We start from the raw sequence: 16,195 nt of genomic DNA, 5'->3' as shown, positions 1-16,195 counted from the left end.
AGTTAGATAGACTCGGGGTGTACGCACCGAGGCAACGAGGTGTTAAGCCCGCGAGCACTAACAATCCGAGCCACACTCATACCACAGAGGACATTTCGAGTGTCTACCTGTGTTGGTGAAGTCGTGGACACTACCTCACTCACCACGAGCGAGGTCTCTAAGACACAGCACTGCACTGTCTGGCCGACGTGATTCAGAGTCACTCGGGCAGGCGAGTTCAGGCGGAAGCTGGATTGCACGCACACATACGGTTAGGTACGCACCGAGCGTCCTCACCGACGATGGTCAGCACGCGTTGTTTGAAGGCGTGTGGACGGTTCGAGTCCGTCAGTCGGAATTGAGGCGGCCACAGCGGCAGGGTCACACCCGTACCCATCCCGAACACGGAAGTTAAGCCTGCCAGCGTGTGAGGTAGTACTGGAGTGAGCGATCCTCTGGGAACACTGACTCGCCGCCTCGCCACTCATACTTTCAAGCGCCCACCGGACAGTATCAGACTGTCCCGTGGGCGTTTTTCATTTCGAACGAGACCGAGAGCTATCAGTGAGTCGTCAGTACTATAGTAGCGTTCGCAAGTCTCCGCTCATACGATCGCACGCAGTCGTGCGATCAGATGAGCAATCAGTTGCGAACGCTACTATAGGTTTGTGACCTTCTCCGTCGGTCAAGCACCATCCGTCGGGGGCAAACATAGCGATCGGCAGCGCCGAGGACCCCGCGTCGACAGCCACCGCCGCGCGGCCGAGCGCGGGCGACGGTGATCTGCCGTCCTCCCGAGTAGTGAGCGCTGTGCACGCCCTTGGTGACAGGCTCACGAACAGTTAATCGGGTTAAATCGGGCTAAATGGGCGGAAGACGGCCTGAGCGAGTTCCCGCTTTATACGGGTAGGTGGGGAAGGAAGCGATGTAATGAATCGCAGCAGAGCGCTCACGATCGCCGTGGTACTCGCGGTCGTCGGGATGGCCGCGTTCCCGATGGCGGCGGGTGCAGCCACAGACGTCGCAGTCGATATCGAACAGTCCCCCGAGACAGGAGCGGCCCTCGTCACGGTGACAGAGAATGGAAGCGCCGTGGAGAACGCGACAGTGAACGTCTCCTCGGAGTCGGCGTATGCTGGCAACGGCTCCTACGATACCAATGAGAACGGGACAGTCGCGCTGCCGAACCCGGACGAGACAGTCACCGTCCAGGTGAACGTGACTGCCAACGACACGACCGAAAGCACGCAGGTCGAACTCGTGCCGCAGTCTGACTCCGTCGACGTCTCGGCGGCGCAGCAGGACGACGGCACGGCGACAGTGACGGTAACGCAGTACGACGACGCCGTCGAGAACACGACGGTGAACGTCTCCTCGGACGCGGCGTACGCGGGTAACGGATCCTCCGAGACCGACGAGAACGGCCAGGTCACGCTGCCGGATCCCAACGAGACAGTCACCGTTGACCTGAGCGCGTCCGTGAACGGCGCCTCCGCGAGTGAGACGGTCGAACTCGTCCCGTACGAGCAGTCGCTCGACGTCTCCGCGGAGCGGCAGGACGACAACACGACGCTCGTGACGGTCACCCAGTACGACGATCCCGTCGAGAACGCGACCGTCGAAGTCGAGGGTGACGACGCCATCGCGGGCAACTACACGACCGACGAAAACGGGACAGTCACGCTCGACCAGCCAGAAACCGATGGCAACGTGACGATCACGGCAACGGCCGACGATCTCAGCGCTCAGACGACGATCGAGCTTGACGGCTACGCGCAGCTCGATGTCACCGCCGAACAACAGTCCGACGGCGTCTTCGTGACGGTCACGTACGGCTCCGAGGCGGTCGAGAACGCGACGGTCGATGTCGAAGCCGACGGCGACTACGCCGGAACGGGAACGCACACGACCGACGAGAACGGTGAGGTCGCCCTCCCGCTCCCGCAGGAGAACGTCACCGTCACGGTGACCGCGACGGCCGAAAACGAGACGGCCGAGACGACGACCGACCTGACCGTCGAGTTCGTCGAGGAGTCCGGGCCGTTCGGACAGGCGGTCTCGTCGTTCGTCAGTGCGCTCCAGTCGGCCGGATTCGACGGCCCGCCGGGGCAGGCGGTCTCCGACTTCGTGACGGGGAACAACCCCGGCAACGCGGACGAAGCGCCCGGTCAGTCCGGTGACGCGCCCGGGCAGTCCGGCGATGCATCCGGTCAGTCGGACGACGACGGCAACGAGACCGACGAGGCACCCGGCCAGTCCGGCGACGCCCCTGGCCAGTCCGATGACGACGGCAACGAGACTGACGACGCGCCCGGCCAGTCCGGTGATGCGCCCGGTCAGTCCGATGACGACGGCAACGAAACGGACGAGAACGACGGCGACGCGGATGAGGTAAACGCGGCTGACGAGGAAGACGAGGCGGACGAAGACGACGAGGATGACGACGACGGGGGCGACTCCGACGCCGACGATAGCGGCAACAACGGCGGCTCAGATGACGCACCTGGTAACTCCGGAAACGCACCCGGCCAGAACTGAACGCCGGCACCGAACGTCGGGCTGATTCGTTTCGATACGCTTTTTCAGGGTCGATGACGCCCCAGCGGTAGCTATGTCGACTCTGCTGTAAAGCCCTGCAGTTATGCCCGTGGATCCGGGAAGGCAGCCCGATGGCGAGCGAGTTCCTCGCGGCTGAGTCCCGAGCGGGCCACGAGCACGTCGATATCGACGTCGAGCCGTCGGGACGCGGCGACGGCACCGGCGCCGACGAGTTCGGCCTGCGGGGTGTCCTGCCCGGGTGACCACGCGCCGACGTCGATGCCGGCGCCCTCCGGGTCGTCGAGCAGTTCGGCCGCGAGAGTGCTCATCAGGGCCGCCCCGAGCGGTCCCACTCGATCCCCAGAACCGTCGAGCGACGCTGCGGCGTGGTCGATCGATTCGGACACACCCGTTCCGGTGGCTGTTCCCGCGCTGTCTCCGTCGATTCGAGCCCGTTCGAGCGCCCCGGCGAGCGCGAAGTACCGGCGGGCGTCAGATGCCGAAAGCAGCGCCCGTTCGAGGGCGGCATCCACGACAGCGTCGAGCGCGTCCGTCACGACTCGGCCACGCCCTCGTTGAAGGTCGTGTCGACGACGGTCCCATCGGGCAGAAGCGTCACGCGTCCGAGCGTGACTGTCTCGCCGACGTCGGCGCGTTGCCCGATTTCGCGGAGCGTCGCCTCCCGATCGAGCCGGTCCCAGACAGCTTCCTCTACGAGTCGCTGGAACGCGTGCGGGTCGGTCCACCCTGCATCGATGTCCGACGGCACGTGGACGACGAACTGGAACTCGGATTCCGTGACCGCGATCCCGACGCCGAACGTGTCGCCGTCGGCGGCTGTGTCCGTGTTGTCGTCGACGGTGCCCTCGGCGTCTGCGTCCGGGCCCTCGTCGGCGTCGTCGGAATCTACGTCCGTGTTGTCGTCGACGGTGCCGTCGGTGTCTGCGTCTGGTCCGTCGGCAGCCGTGTCCTGGCCGTCGTCGACGGCGTCGTCCCCGCTGTCGCTTCCGTGCATACGGGCACGTGGGGTCGGCCCGGCAAAATACCCGCCGGTCACGTCGCTGCCCGTTGCCGCCTCGCCGCCTGGAGGCCCGGCCGCTCGGGTGTGGCTTGTGCCAGCACACCCCGACGAGACCGCGAATAACACGGCTTTTGGCCGACGAGCGATTCCCGACGAGCAATGAGTTATCGGATCGGACTCGTCGGCAAACCCTCCGTCGGCAAGTCCTCGTTTTTCAACGCGGCGACGATGAACGACATCCCCGAGGGCGCGTACCCGTTCACGACGATCGACCCCTCGGTCGGCGAGGCGTACGTCCGCGTCGACTGCGCGGCCCCGGAATTCGAGGAGACCTGCACGCCCTCCGTCGGCTACTGCGACGGCGGCACCCGGTTCGTCCCGGTGAAACTCGTCGACGTCGCGGGGCTGATCCCCGGTGCCCACGAAGGGAAAGGACTCGGCAATCAGTTCCTGACCGACCTCAACGAGGCGGACGTCCTCGTGCACGTCGTCGACTTCTCCGGGGAGACCGACCGCGAGGGCGAACCGACCGAGGACCACGACCCCCGCGAGGACATCGACTTCCTGGAGAACGAACTCGATATGTGGTATCTCGACGTCCTGGAGAAAGGCCTCGAACGCCACCGGACGGGCTACAACGGCGCCGAGGGGAAGATCGAGGAGGATCTCGCCGAACAGATGTCCGCGTTCAGGACGAACAAAGACGAGATCAAGCAGGTGTTGCTGTCGACGGGTGCGGGCCTCGACCCCGCCGAGTGGGACGAGGCGATGAAAGCCGAGGTCGCCCGCGAGATCCGAAAGCGGACGAAGCCGATCGTGATCGCGGCGAACAAGATGGACAAACCGGCCGCGCAGGCGAACTTCGAGTCGATCACCACCGACCCCGATTACGACCATCTCACCTTCGTCCCGACCAGCGCACACGCCGAGAAGGCGCTCAAGGAGGCCGACGACGCGGGCGTGGTCGACTACAAGCCGGGTGCGGCCGAGTTCGAAATCGTCGGCGATCCCTCCACGGAACAGGACGCCGGCCTCGAACAGATCCGCGAGTACATCACGGAGTTCGGCGGCACGGGCGTCCAGCAGGTGCTCGAATCGGCACTGTTCGACGTGCTGGACGCCATCGCGGTGTTTCCCGGCAGCGCGAACGGGCGAGCGGACTCCCAGGGCGTCTTCCGCGACTGCTTTATCCTCCCGGACGGCGCGACCACCGAGGATTTCGCGCACCACATCCACTCCGATATCGGCGAGGGCCTGCTCCACGGGATCGACTGCCGCTCGCAGCGTCAGGTCGGGACCGACCACGAACTCGGTCACCGCGACGTCGTCGAACTCGTCACCACGAACTGATACTGATCACTCTCGTCTCTTCTCGCCGAGCGCCATCCCCGTTGGCGGCGCTCGGCGGTAAAAAGTGAGAGTAAGAGTACCCCTCTCCGAGACAGTTGATCGGGGAGCGCCGACCTCGAGTCCGCGATGCCGGGCGGGTTCGTCCGCCGATACTACCGACCAGCCCGTACCTACTTACCGCCCCCAGCCGAAGCCCCGACCCGGTGGCATCCGACGAACGCACGATCGACGAGTATCTCGCGGCGATCGCTTCCGAGCAGGTCGCGCCAGCGGGTGGGTCCGCGGTGGCGATTGCGGGCGCGATGGGGGCAGCGCTCTGTGAAATGGTCTGTATTCACACGCTCGCGGCCCGGGATGAACCGGATCGCGACCCCGACGCAAACGCCGCCACCCGCGCGGACGGAGAGGCGACGCTCCGCGAACTGCGAACCGATCTCGAACGGGAGAGACATCGACTGCTGGCGCTCGCGGACGGCGACGCGGAACTCGTCGAGGACCTCTTTGGTGGGGGTGCCAACGGGTCGACCGCGCGCCTCCGGAAACGGGCGACTGGAATTCCGCTCGCGATTGCCGAAGCGTCCGTAACCGTGCTGGACGGCGCGACAATCGCCAGTGAACGGGGACGACCCGGCGTCGCAGCCGATGCGACGACCGGTGCGTACCTGGCGGACGCCGCGATCCGTGCGTCGCTGGCGACGGTCAGGACGAACCTGGAGACCCTTTCGGATGACGAGTTTGCGGCCGACGTCGCCGAGCGGATGGCGACGATAGAGGCAGCGGCCGCTGCGCTGAGAACGGAAGCGTTCGATGCGGACTTCGCTCCGCCGAACGGGTCCGATCCAGCCGAGCAGGACGGGAGGTAGGCTCCGAACGGGTCCGATCCAGCCGAGCAGGGCGGGAGGTAGGCTCCGAACGGCCCCGATCCAGCCGAGCAGGACGGGAGGTAGGCTCCGAACGGGCCTCCCGATACCTGGTCGTCTCGGAACCACTCGAGGAACCTCCCGGGGGGAACTGCCTGGCCAACGTCGTGCGGCGGTCGTCAGTCTCCGTGAAAGCGCAGGCTGTAGTGGTAGTAGATCCCGTCGTATCGGATCAACCGGCGCCCGGTCCGCTCGACGCCGGCGTCGCGCTCGATGTTCCCATCGAGATACGCGCGTCGGTCCATCAACCGAAGGAGCTCCTCGTAGGCCGCCGAATACGGATGCGTCTCCTCGTACCCGTCGCCCCGAGCGCGGCGGACGATTTCGCGCGCCTCCGAGGACAGGTCGTCCGCTCTGAATCGCGCCTGGACGTGGTGTGCGCGCAGGATCGCCTCCATCCGCTCGGGCGACTCCGCGACGGGTTCGACTGTAGCCCGATAGCGGGGCTCGTAGAACACTTCGCGGGCGATATCGACCCTGTACCGGCGATCGCGATACCGCACGTGCGACGGTGTCTCGTCGCCGAGCAGTTCGCTTTCGGTCATTCGCTCCTCGTTGCGATAGACGTAGCCGCCGCGCTGGACGAGTCCCCACGGCGCACCGCCGTCGTTCCCGCGCGCTCGGGCGGCGAAATGGGCGATGTGCACCGCGCGGGCATCGATTTCGGGGAGTTCCTCGGCGGGGACTGTCCGCGTTCCATCCGCTTCGTCCGTGCCTGGCGAGTCGGTGCCGTCTGCGGCACTTCCCTCGTCTTCGGAGTCGGCGAACAGTCGGAGCACCGGCCGGGTGGTTTCGACCTCGTCGATGACGACCGAACCGAGCCGGTAGTACGTCCCGTCCTGCTCCGCGTAGGCGGGATCGTCCGCACTGCCGGGAAACGGTTTCCGGTACTGTGTGGTGTACTCCTCGCCGTCGAGCGTCGCCTCGAAGGCCTCCTCGTCCCACTCGGGCCTCGTCGCCGCGAGGTCAGTCACGAACTGCTCGCGGAGACTGTCGCCCCGGCGAGTGAGGTCCAATGTGAGGGTCCGAGCGTCGCTGTCGCTTTTCGTGGCTTCACTGTTCGAGTCGAGACAGCCGGCGGAGGCTGCGAGCGTCGCGCCGGCGAGCGCGCCGAGGAACCGGCGCCTGGAGGGCAGTAGTGACATCGGGACCACACGGACCTCTCACCGCGCTCCGCAAAAAATCCTGCAGTCCTCGCCCGCCTACAGTTCGACCGGGGTCTTGACGACCGTCACCGGCATCACCGCGAGTCGGAGGACGCGGTCCGTCACGCTCCCGAGGAGACTCCGGTACTCGTCGGGGCGTCGCCGCGTCCCCATCACGACGAGGTCGGCGCCCGCGTCCTCGGCGAACTTCACGATGGTCTCCGGCGGCCGCCCGTGTCGGATGTGGGTCTCGGCATCGACGCCGCGTTCCTCGGCCTTCGCAGCCACCTCCGAGACGGCGTCCTCGCCGATTTCTTCGAGACCGTGTTCCGGTCCTTCGCTTTCGTCCACGTACTCGTCGCCACTGTAGGCGTCGTACACGTCGCTGTCGACGACGAACAGCACGTGCAACCTGGCGTCGTGGTGTGCGGCCAGATCGATCGCGTGGTCGACCGCCCGATCCGACGCGACTTCACCGCCCGTCGCGAGCAGAATCTCGTCGTACATACCCGACTATACGCGACTTCGGATATAAAATCGGTAGGGTCACACTCACGCGCGAAGAATAGTATAGTATATTCCATTTAGCGAAATCATAGGAATATATTAATCACCACCTGATCGGAAAAATCCGTTGAAACGGGTTTCAGGCCAATATCAAAAATTAATATAATATCTAAATACATAAAATTTACTAATCATAAGTCGATTACGTATGAGCAATTCCATATCCGACTCCCCCCCCGGTTTTCATAGCGACATCCATTGTCCGCGACACTGATACTGATTACTCTCACTTTTTACCGCCGAGCGCCAACCCCGTTGGCGGCGTTCGGCGGGAAGAGACGAGAGTAATCAGTATGATTGGGAGACCGTCGGACGTAGGGTGATGCGGCACCGGTGACAGGGACGACGGACGAGCGGATCTATCGAGAGGGAAGTTGGGGACTCGCGGCCTCAAATCGTGACACCCCCAGCACGTGACCGGTAAGCATAAGCCCGATCTCTCATCACTTGTGGGTAATGGAGATAGACAGCGTAGACGGCTTCGCGTCGTCGCTTTCCGAGGCCGGGGTCGAATACACACGCACGACGGCGAGGGAGTTCGAGACGGCGCTTTCTGCGGCCATCGAACTCCCGGCGGTCGGCGCACCGCTCGGGCTGGACAGTGTCTCGCTCGGCGAGACCGACGTCCAGTTGCCACCGACGCCGCGGCTGCTGCTGGAGGCCGAAACCGGCGTCACGCGCGTCCACGGCGGCGTCATCGAGCACGGGAGCTTCGTGATTCAGTCGGACGAGGCGGGGACGGAACCGGTCAGCCTCTACCCGCGAAAGCACGTCGGCGTCATCCGGGCGAGCGACCTCCAGGAAGACTTCGACGCGACCGCATCGTGGCTCGACGGGGAGTTCCAGTCGGGCCGCGACTCCGCGATCGTCGCGACCGGCGCCAGCGCCACGGCCGACATGGGCAAGATCGTCGACGGCGTCCACGGGCCACAGACCGTCCACGCGATCATCCTCACGGACCGATGACGGCGAGCGGTAACGCAAACCGGGAAGCGAAGGCCGAGCACATCAGGGAGTTGTTGGCGACCGAGGGCGACGCCGTCTTCGAGAACACGACGCACGTCAATCAGGGTCGGTACGACGCGAACGCGCGCCGGACCGACATCGAAGAACTGCGGAGCGAAGCGCGAGCGATCAAAGAGGACGCGATCGAGCGGATCCCCGAACTGATCGAGACCGTCACCGAGAGCGTCGAGGCGAACGGCGGGACGGTGTACGTCGCCGACGACGCCGCCGACGCGAACCGCTACATCGAGGAGGTCGTCGAGGACCGCGACGCCGACGTCGTCGCGAAGTCGAAGTCGATGACGACCGAGGAGATCGAAGTCAACGAGGCGCTGGAATCCCTCGGAGTCGAAGTCTGTGAGACGGACCTCGGCGAGTTCGTCATTCAGATCGCCGACGAGGCGCCCTCGCATCTCGTCGGGCCGGCGTTCCACAAGTCGACCGAGGACATCGCGACGCTGTTCAACGGCTACTTCGACCTCGACGAGCCGCTCGAGACCGCCGAAGACCTCACGCAGTTCGCGCGCGACCACGTCGGCGAACAGATCCGGGAGGCGGACGTCGGGATGACGGGCGCGAACTTCGTCTTCGCCGAGTCCGGCACCATCGCAATCGTGACGAACGAGGGCAACGCCCGGAAGTGCGCCGTGACGGCCGACACGCACGTCGCGGTGGCGGGCGTCGAGAAACTGATTCCGAGCGTCGAGGACCTGCCGCCCTTCGCGGAACTCATCGCGCGGGCGGCCGGCGGGCAGGACTTCGCGACGTATCTCTCCTTGCTCTCCCCGCCGGTCGACTCGCCGACGATCGACTTCGATCGGCCGGACGAACCGCTCGGCGAGGGGGACCGCGAGTTCCACCTGGTGCTTCTCGATAACGGCCGGATGACGATGCGCGAGGACGAGGACCTCCGCGAGACGCTGTACTGCATCCGGTGTGGCGCGTGTGCGAACTCGTGTTCGAACTTCCAGCACGTCGGCGGCCACGCCTTCGGCGGGGAGACCTACACCGGCGGCATCGCGACCGGGTGGGAGGCCGGGGTGCACGGCCTCGATTCCGCCGCGGAGTTCAACGACCTCTGTACCGGCTGCTCGCGGTGTGTCAACGCCTGTCCCGTGAAGATCGACATCCCGTGGATCAACACGGTGGTCCGCGATCGGATCAACCGCGGCGCCGACCCGAGTACCTTCGACTCGCTCGTCGAGGGGCTCACCCCCGACGCGGATCCCGGCGGCGTCGACATCCAAAAGCGGCTGTTCGGCAACTTCGGAACGCTCGCGCGCCTGGGCAGCGCGACCGCACCGCTCTCGAACTGGCTGGCCGACGCCGGGCCCGTCCGGGCGGCGATGGATCGGTTCCTGGGCGTCGACCGCCGCCGCGACCTCCCGACCTTCGAGCGGGAGACGCTGGTCGAGTGGTTCGAGAACCGCGACCGGCGAAGGTCCCTTGCGGACGCCGACCGCTCTGCGGTGCTGTATCCCGACGCCTACACCAACCACGTCCTCGTCGACCGCGGGAAGGCGGCGGTCCGGACGCTCGAAGCCCTGGGCGTGGGCGTGGAACTCGCGCCGTGTCACGAGAGCGGCCGCGCACCGCTGTCGCAGGGGATGATCGAGACCGCCCGGGCGAACGCGACACGGGTCGCCGCGGACCTCGATCCGTACATCTCGGCCGGGTACGACGTCGTGGTCATCGAACCGTCGGATCTCGCGGCCTTCAGAAACGAGTACGAACGGATGCTGCCGGCCGATCGTGCGCGGCGGCTGGCGGAGACCAGTTACGAGATTATGGAATACGTCTACGGCCTGCTGGAAAACGGTAGTGATCCGTCGGTGCTGTCCGGTCCCGAGTCGAGTGACGAAAGCGACGGCGTCGCCTACCACAGCCACTGCCAGCAGCGGACGCTCGGCCTCGACGGACACACCGAAACGGTGCTCGAACGGCTCGGGTACGGCGTGGCGACTTCCGACGTCGAGTGCTGTGGGATGGCCGGCTCGTTCGGCTACAAATCGGAGTACTACGAACTCAGCGTCGACGTCGGGGAGACGCTGCAAGCGCAGTTCGCGGGGCCGGTAGCCGACGGGAGGGAGGTAATCGCGAGCGGCGCCTCGTGTACCGAACAGCTCGAATCGCTGTTCCCGCAGGCGACGAAGCATCCGATCGAACTGGTCGCACCAGAATAGCCTGTCAGCCCCGGAATCGAAGAATGCGCCCGTATGTTACGTCCACGCGAGCAGGTGATGCCGGACGATCCGCAGCGCTCGGTCGAGCGTGTGTGTCTCGATCATCTCCTCGTAGCCCGCGCGGACGTAGTCGTCGAGGCCGGACCCGCCCGTATGGAAGACGACCGGGAGCCCAAGTTTCTCCAGTCGCTCGTAGATCGGGTCGTACTTCCGGTTGCCCAGCGGCGGCGTCGCGCCGGCCGTGATCAGTACCGCTCCCTTGATCGCCTCCTCGTCCTCGATCCGATCGAGGAGGTCCATCGAGGCGTCGATGTCGAGGTCCTCCATCGCCTCGATCACGTCCTCCTGGGAATCGCCCCCGTCAGGATATTCGGAGAACTCCCGGTCGATCTTTCCGTAGTTCATCCGGTTACCCGTCGACGCCGGGAAGAAGGCGCTGAGGTTCTGTTTCACGCCGGTACCGCCCCAACTGCTCTTCTGGAACTTCGTCCGCCAGGGTTCCGGCATATACGGCGCGGCCTGCTCGAAGGTATCGGCGAAGTGGTAGTCGCAGTCGACGACGAGGTGTTCGCTCGGATCGATCATAGTACCACCTCTGGCGCGGGGGAACGTGCCATATGTGTGAGGCACGAAGTAATTATAATAAATCTTTGCACAAGATCGCCCGTCGGCGAATAGGCCCCTGCAGTCTCTCGGCCGGAAGTCGACAGACAATCGACAGCGAACGACGAGATCAGTGCTGCCCGAGGTCCACTGATGGGACGCTCGCTACTCGCCCGTCATCACGGTGACGACGGGCCGGTCCGCCTCGAGCAGGATCGACTGGGTTTTGCTGCCGAACACCGCTTTGCCGGTCGGCGACCGTTTTCGACCGCCGATGACGAGATACTGGGCGTCTCGTCGCTTGGCTTCCGAGAGGATCTCCTGGACCGGTTCGCCGACGCGGCCCTTGAGTGTCGCCCCGGACGCCTCCCCGAGCGTCTCTTCGACGACGTCGCGCGCGACGCCGATTGCGTGGCGTTCGCCGTCCTGCAAAGTGTAGCTCTCGTCCTTGCCGACAGTGTACGAGGGGGCCTCCTCGGAGGGGCCGTACGAGGCCGGCGTCGTAATCGTACTGATCGACGACCCGCCGGTCGAGGAGCGAAACTTCTCGAAGACGTCCTGCGGCATCACGTGCAGGACAATGTGCTCGACCCCGTAGGCGTCTGCCAGTTCAGCGCCGCGCTCGACCGCCTCGCTCGGCACCGTTTCGCCGTCAACCGCTGTCAGTATCGTCATACCTGACTCCTCCCTCCGGGTGCTAATAAATCGTGGTTCCAATTGTCATTGTCGTGTCTTCGTCTCCCTGCTGACGCCGTGGTGGTTTCCACCCGCGATTTTATTACCGGGCCCATACAACTGTCAGAGCGTCGGAGAAAAAGCCGGCGCTGAGGCGACAGACACTGAGGCCTCCGCTGAAGTCGATTCCGATGCAGCGTCGGAAGCGGAGACAAGGGCCGACGCCGATGCGGATCACGCGACCGACGGGGAACCGGCGGTTCCATCGGCCCGGGTGTTCGCAAGCCCCAGCACGCGCACGCTGGCTCGCGAACTCGGCGTCGATATCTCTGCTGTCGACGGGTCCGGGCCGGGCGGCCGAGTGACGGGCGCGGATGTTCGCGCAGCGTCTCGGAACGGAACGGTCGCACGGATGGCAGACGACGCCGCCGGCGCGGAGCAGAGCGCCGAGGCCGCATCGGGAGATCTTGCCGACCCGTCGCGAACTGAGGATTCTGCCGCTGTTGTCGCCTCCACCTCCACTGCTGCAGCCACGGACGCAGCCGTCCGGGACCGAACGCTCGCGATGCCGGCGACCCGACGCCTCGCCGACGAACTCGGCGTGGATCTCGATGCTGTTCCGGCCAGCGAGAAGCGGGAGGGCGAACCGTACGTGACGCCCGAGGACGTGCAGGCGTACGCGGAAGGCGGAGCGACGGCCGCGCCGACCTCCGCGGCCACTGGCGACGCCGCACAGGCGGCTTCCGCGTCCGAGGCAGCGGCCGGTGCCGCTGGGACGGCCTCAGACGCCGGAGAAGAGACGTCAGCGACCGGTGACGCGGGATCCGTCCCCGGCGACCGCGTGCCGTACCGCGGCGTCCGCCGGACGATCGGCGAGCAGATGGCGGAGTCGAAGTACACCGCGCCGCACGTCTCTCACCACGACGAGTTCGACGCGTCCGCGCTCGTGGAACTCAGGGAAGATCTGGCTGCCGCAGCCGAGGCCGACGGCGTGAAACTCACCTATCTCCCGTTCGTCGTGAAGGCGCTCACCACGGCACTCCAGGAGTTTCCCTACCTCAACGCCAGCCTCGACGAGGAAAACGAGGAGATCGTGCTCCACGACGAGTACAACATCGGCATCGCCGTTGCGACCGACGCCGGCCTGATGGTACCGGTGGTCGACGACGCCGACGAGAAAGGCCTGAAACGGCTGGCGACGGAGATCAGAGATATCGCCGGCCGGGCCCGGGACCGGAAGATCAAGCCCGAGGAGATGCAGGGTGGCACCTTCACCATCACAAACATCGGCGTCATCGGCGGCGAGTTCTCCTCGCCGATCATCAACTATCCCGAGGCCGCCATCTTCGCGATGGGCCCGATCAAAAAGCGACCCTGGGTCGTCGACGACGAGGTCGTCGCTCGCGAGACGATGCGCTTCTCGATGTCGGTCGATCACCGACTCGTCGACGGCGCCGACGCCGCGCGGTTCTCGAACCGCGTCAAGGAACTGCTCGCGGAACCGACGCGGCTGCTCCTGGAGTGATCGGGCAACGAGACACACAACGGCGGTGCGGAATCGACTGACAGTGCAGCCGCAACGGATGAATTTTTGACCCGGGGGCGAGAGGTGTCGCATATGGTAATGGGCGACATCGCGACGTCGACGGATCTGCTGGTGATCGGCGCGGGGCCGGGCGGCTACGTGGCCGCCATCAGAGGCGCACAGCTGGGCTTGGACACGACGCTCGTCGAGAAAGACGCCTACGGCGGCGTCTGCCTCAACCGCGGCTGCATCCCCTCGAAGGCGTTCATCCACGGCGCGGACCTCGCACACGAGGCAGGCACTGCCGAGGAACTGGGTATCCACGCCGACCCGGCGGTCGATATGAGCCGGATGCAAGCCTGGAAGTCGGAGGTGGTCGATCAACTCACAAGCGGCGTCGAGAAGCTCTGTAAGGCCAACGGCGTCTCGCTGCTGGAGGGAACCGCGGCGTTCGAGGACGAACACACGGTCCGTATCGCTCACGGCGGTGAGGGACAGGGGATGGAGACCGTCGAGTTCGAGCACGCGGTGATCGCGACGGGCTCGCGACCGATCCAGATCCCGGGGTTCGACTACGCCGACGAGCCGGTTCTCTCCTCTGCGGCTCTCTTGGAGATGGAGTCGGTTCCGGACCGGCTCGTCGTCGTCGGGGCTGGCTACATCGGAATGGAACTGTCGACGATGCTCGCGAAACTCGGCACCGACGTGACCGTCGTGGAGATGCTCGACGACGTCCTGCCCGGATACGAGGACGACATCAAGCGCATCGTCCGCTCCCGAGCCGAGAACCTCGGCGTCGAGTTCCACTTCGGCGAGGGCGCTACCGGCTGGGAGCAGGCTCCCGAGGGGGTGGTCGTGACGACAGAAACCGAAGACGGCGAGCAATCGGAATATTCCGGCGACGCGGTGCTCGTCGCCGTGGGCCGGCAGCCGGTCACCGACACGCTCGAAATCGATGAGATCGGGCTGGAGACGGACGAGAACGGGTTCCTCGAAACCGACGACCGCGCACGGACCGACGTCGAGAACGTCTTCGCCGTCGGCGACGTCGCGGGCGAACCGATGCTCGCACACAAGGCGAGCGCCGAGGGGATCGTCGCGGCCGAGGTGGCTGCGGGTGAACCCGCTGCGCTCGATCATCAGGCGATCCCGGCCGCGGTGTTCACCGATCCGGAAATCGCGACCGTCGGGATGACGAGTGACGAGGCCGAAGAGGCCGGATTCGAGCCGGCTGTCGGCGAGATGCCGCTGCGGGCCAGCGGTCGCGCGCTCACGATGAACGAGACCGACGGGTTCGTTCGCATCGTCGCCGACGCGGATAGCGGCATCGTCCTCGGGGGGCAGCTGGTGGCGCCCGAGGCTTCCGAACTCGTCGCCGAAGTCGCGCTGGCCGTCGAGATGAGCGCGACGCTGGAAGACCTGGGTGGCACCGTCCACACGCATCCGACCCTGGCGGAGGCTGTGATGGAGGCCGCCGAAAACGCCCAGGATCAGGCGATCCACACGCTCAACCGGTAGAGGGCGTCGGCCCGGTCTTCAGCTGGCACTCCTCGCATACCGCCCACCCAAGGAACTATTTTCTGCCGCTTGCTGGGTCGGGTATGTCGCGAGAACAACCGATCAGCAGCGTCGGCATCCACGACTGGGGGACGCACCCCTGTCCGCCCGAGCACCTCTGTGACCTCCTCGTAGCACTCGACGCTCTCGACTGTTCGTTCGAGGTGACTGGGAGTAATCATTATGACGACCTCTCACCCTACGACGGCGTCATAACAGTCTAACGACGAGTTCCTCGAATCCGTCGAGTGGGTCCACAACATCCGCTCGGGCTACGAAGATTTCCCGCTCGCCACCTACGAGGCGCGTGGAGTGACGATGACGAACAGTACGGGAATCGCTGGCGACCTCGTCGCCGAAACCGTCACTGGACTCGTGATTTCGCTCTCGAAGGGGCTCCACCGGTATCGCGACAAACAGAACGATAGCGAATGGGAGCGGCTCTCCTGGCAACGACCGTTCGAGGTGAGTGGATCGAGCGCCTGCGTGGTCGGCGTGGGTGAACTTGGCGGCAGCGTCGTCTCGCGGCTCGGCGTCCTCGGGATGGCTGTCGAGGGTGTCGATATCAGGCCGGTATCAGGGCTCGGCCTCGATCGGGTGTACGACGCTTCGCGGATCGAAACTGCGGTGAGCGACGCTCGGTTCGTCGTGCTCACGACGCCACTCACCGAGGCGACCCGGGGACTCGTCGACGACGACGTGTTCGCGGCGATGCAAGACGATGCGTATCTGGTCAACGTGAGCCGCGGCGAGATCGTTGCTCCGGGGGCTCTCGAGGCGGCGCTGAACGACGATGAACTCGCGGGCGCGGCAGTTGACGTGTTCCACGAGGAGCCTCTGCCCGAGGAGTCGAAGCTCTGGTCGATGGACGAGGTGATCGTGACGCCGCACGCCGCTGCACAGGCGAACACCACGGCGACCGGATCACAGCACTGGTCGCGACAATATCGCCCGCTTCAACGACGGCGGAACTCCGTGGAATCAGGTCGTTTGAGTAGACGCCTGCAACTGTTTGTCTTTGACGAATCAGCTTGCGGTAAATCGGAATAACTCTCGATACGTTCTGCAAAAACGATGTGGCGTTTTCCCTTTACGAATTATATTGGACCTATAGTAGCGTTTACAAG

General features: G+C 65.2%; 14 protein-coding genes, 1 rRNA gene and 1 pseudogene. 10 read left to right on the top strand and 6 right to left on the bottom strand.

Translation table 11 applies throughout. The annotated features are described in order from the left end of the window. Positions 1–338 precede the first annotated feature (338 nt). Both rrf and RJT48_RS18245 read left to right on the top strand, forming a co-directional pair. Positions 339–460: ribosomal RNA gene (gene rrf / locus RJT48_RS18250) — 5S ribosomal RNA — on the top strand. Between the two features lie 449 nt (positions 461–909). After that, a complete protein-coding gene (locus RJT48_RS18245) occupies positions 910–2,517 on the top strand; it encodes a midas domain-containing protein (RefSeq protein ID WP_311173785.1) in 1,608 nt (535 codons plus the stop codon). Positions 2,518–2,618: 101 nt separating this feature from the next. Here RJT48_RS18245 and RJT48_RS18240 read toward each other — a convergent pair whose 3' ends face one another. Continuing rightward, entirely contained in the window at positions 2,619–3,074 is a 456-nt protein-coding gene (locus RJT48_RS18240; RefSeq protein ID WP_311173784.1) for a hypothetical protein, read from the bottom strand. After that, positions 3,071–3,373, bottom strand: a pseudogene (locus RJT48_RS18235) (DUF8124 family protein); the annotation flags it as partial. The gene RJT48_RS18240 and the pseudogene RJT48_RS18235, both read right to left, overlap by 4 nt. A 324-nt stretch (positions 3,374–3,697) precedes the next feature. On the opposite strand from RJT48_RS18235, the gene RJT48_RS18230 reads away from it, so the two are divergent. Continuing rightward, positions 3,698–4,888: a redox-regulated ATPase YchF gene (locus tag RJT48_RS18230; protein WP_311173783.1), complete on the top strand. Its 1,191-nt coding sequence runs from the start codon at positions 3,698–3,700 to the stop codon at positions 4,886–4,888. A gap of 203 nt (positions 4,889–5,091) precedes the next feature. Continuing rightward, positions 5,092–5,751 (top strand): cyclodeaminase/cyclohydrolase family protein, encoded by a 660-nt coding sequence (locus RJT48_RS18225; protein ID WP_311173782.1) that lies wholly within the window; start codon positions 5,092–5,094, stop codon positions 5,749–5,751. Between the two features lie 176 nt (positions 5,752–5,927). On the opposite strand, the gene RJT48_RS18220 is transcribed toward RJT48_RS18225, so the two are convergent. Together RJT48_RS18220 and RJT48_RS18215 are read right to left on the bottom strand one after the other, a co-directional pair. Next, positions 5,928–6,953: a hypothetical protein gene (locus RJT48_RS18220; protein WP_311173781.1), complete on the bottom strand. Its 1,026-nt coding sequence runs from the start codon at positions 6,951–6,953 to the stop codon at positions 5,928–5,930. Between the two features lie 57 nt (positions 6,954–7,010). Continuing rightward, complete coding sequence (locus RJT48_RS18215; RefSeq protein WP_311173780.1) at positions 7,011–7,460, bottom strand: universal stress protein; 450 nt, start codon at positions 7,458–7,460, stop codon at positions 7,011–7,013. A gap of 516 nt (positions 7,461–7,976) precedes the next feature. On the opposite strand from RJT48_RS18215, the gene RJT48_RS18210 reads away from it, so the two are divergent. Both RJT48_RS18210 and RJT48_RS18205 read left to right on the top strand, forming a co-directional pair. Further along, entirely contained in the window at positions 7,977–8,486 is a 510-nt protein-coding gene (locus RJT48_RS18210; protein ID WP_311173779.1) for an LUD domain-containing protein, read from the top strand. Next, the gene (locus RJT48_RS18205) at positions 8,483–10,708 is read left to right on the top strand and encodes an LUD domain-containing protein (RefSeq protein ID WP_311173778.1); all 2,226 of its coding nucleotides are present in this window, start codon (positions 8,483–8,485) and stop codon (positions 10,706–10,708) included. Before RJT48_RS18210 ends, RJT48_RS18205 begins: the two co-directional genes overlap by 4 nt. Positions 10,709–10,744: 36 nt before the next feature. Here the strand turns inward: RJT48_RS18205 and RJT48_RS18200 are convergent, their stop codons facing one another. Further along, the gene (locus RJT48_RS18200) at positions 10,745–11,293 is read right to left on the bottom strand and encodes an amidohydrolase family protein (RefSeq protein WP_311173777.1); all 549 of its coding nucleotides are present in this window, start codon (positions 11,291–11,293) and stop codon (positions 10,745–10,747) included. Positions 11,294–11,476: 183 nt separating this feature from the next. Next, complete coding sequence (locus tag RJT48_RS18195) at positions 11,477–11,986, bottom strand: universal stress protein (protein WP_311173776.1); 510 nt, start codon at positions 11,984–11,986, stop codon at positions 11,477–11,479. 274 nt (positions 11,987–12,260) lie between these two features. On the opposite strand from RJT48_RS18195, the gene RJT48_RS18190 reads away from it, so the two are divergent. The 4 genes from RJT48_RS18190 (at position 12,261) to RJT48_RS18175 (ending at position 16,118) form a co-directional block, all read left to right on the top strand. Continuing rightward, complete coding sequence (locus RJT48_RS18190; RefSeq protein ID WP_311173775.1) at positions 12,261–13,511, top strand: 2-oxo acid dehydrogenase subunit E2; 1,251 nt, start codon at positions 12,261–12,263, stop codon at positions 13,509–13,511. A 93-nt stretch (positions 13,512–13,604) separates the two neighbouring features. Further along, positions 13,605–15,029, top strand: coding sequence for a dihydrolipoyl dehydrogenase (lpdA, locus tag RJT48_RS18185; protein WP_311173774.1), 1,425 nt, complete (start codon positions 13,605–13,607; stop codon positions 15,027–15,029). Positions 15,030–15,112: 83 nt separating this feature from the next. Next, entirely contained in the window at positions 15,113–15,292 is a 180-nt protein-coding gene (locus RJT48_RS18180) for a hypothetical protein (RefSeq protein ID WP_311173773.1), read from the top strand. 94 nt (positions 15,293–15,386) lie between these two features. Further along, the gene (locus RJT48_RS18175; protein ID WP_311173772.1) at positions 15,387–16,118 is read left to right on the top strand and encodes an NAD(P)-dependent oxidoreductase; all 732 of its coding nucleotides are present in this window, start codon (positions 15,387–15,389) and stop codon (positions 16,116–16,118) included. The last annotated feature ends 77 nt before the right edge of the window (positions 16,119–16,195 follow it).

Source organism: Halobellus ordinarius, from assembly GCF_031823395.1.
GTDB lineage: Archaea > Halobacteriota > Halobacteria > Halobacteriales > Haloferacaceae > Haloquadratum > Haloquadratum ordinarius.
This window is presented reverse-complemented; position numbering and strand designations above follow the sequence as displayed.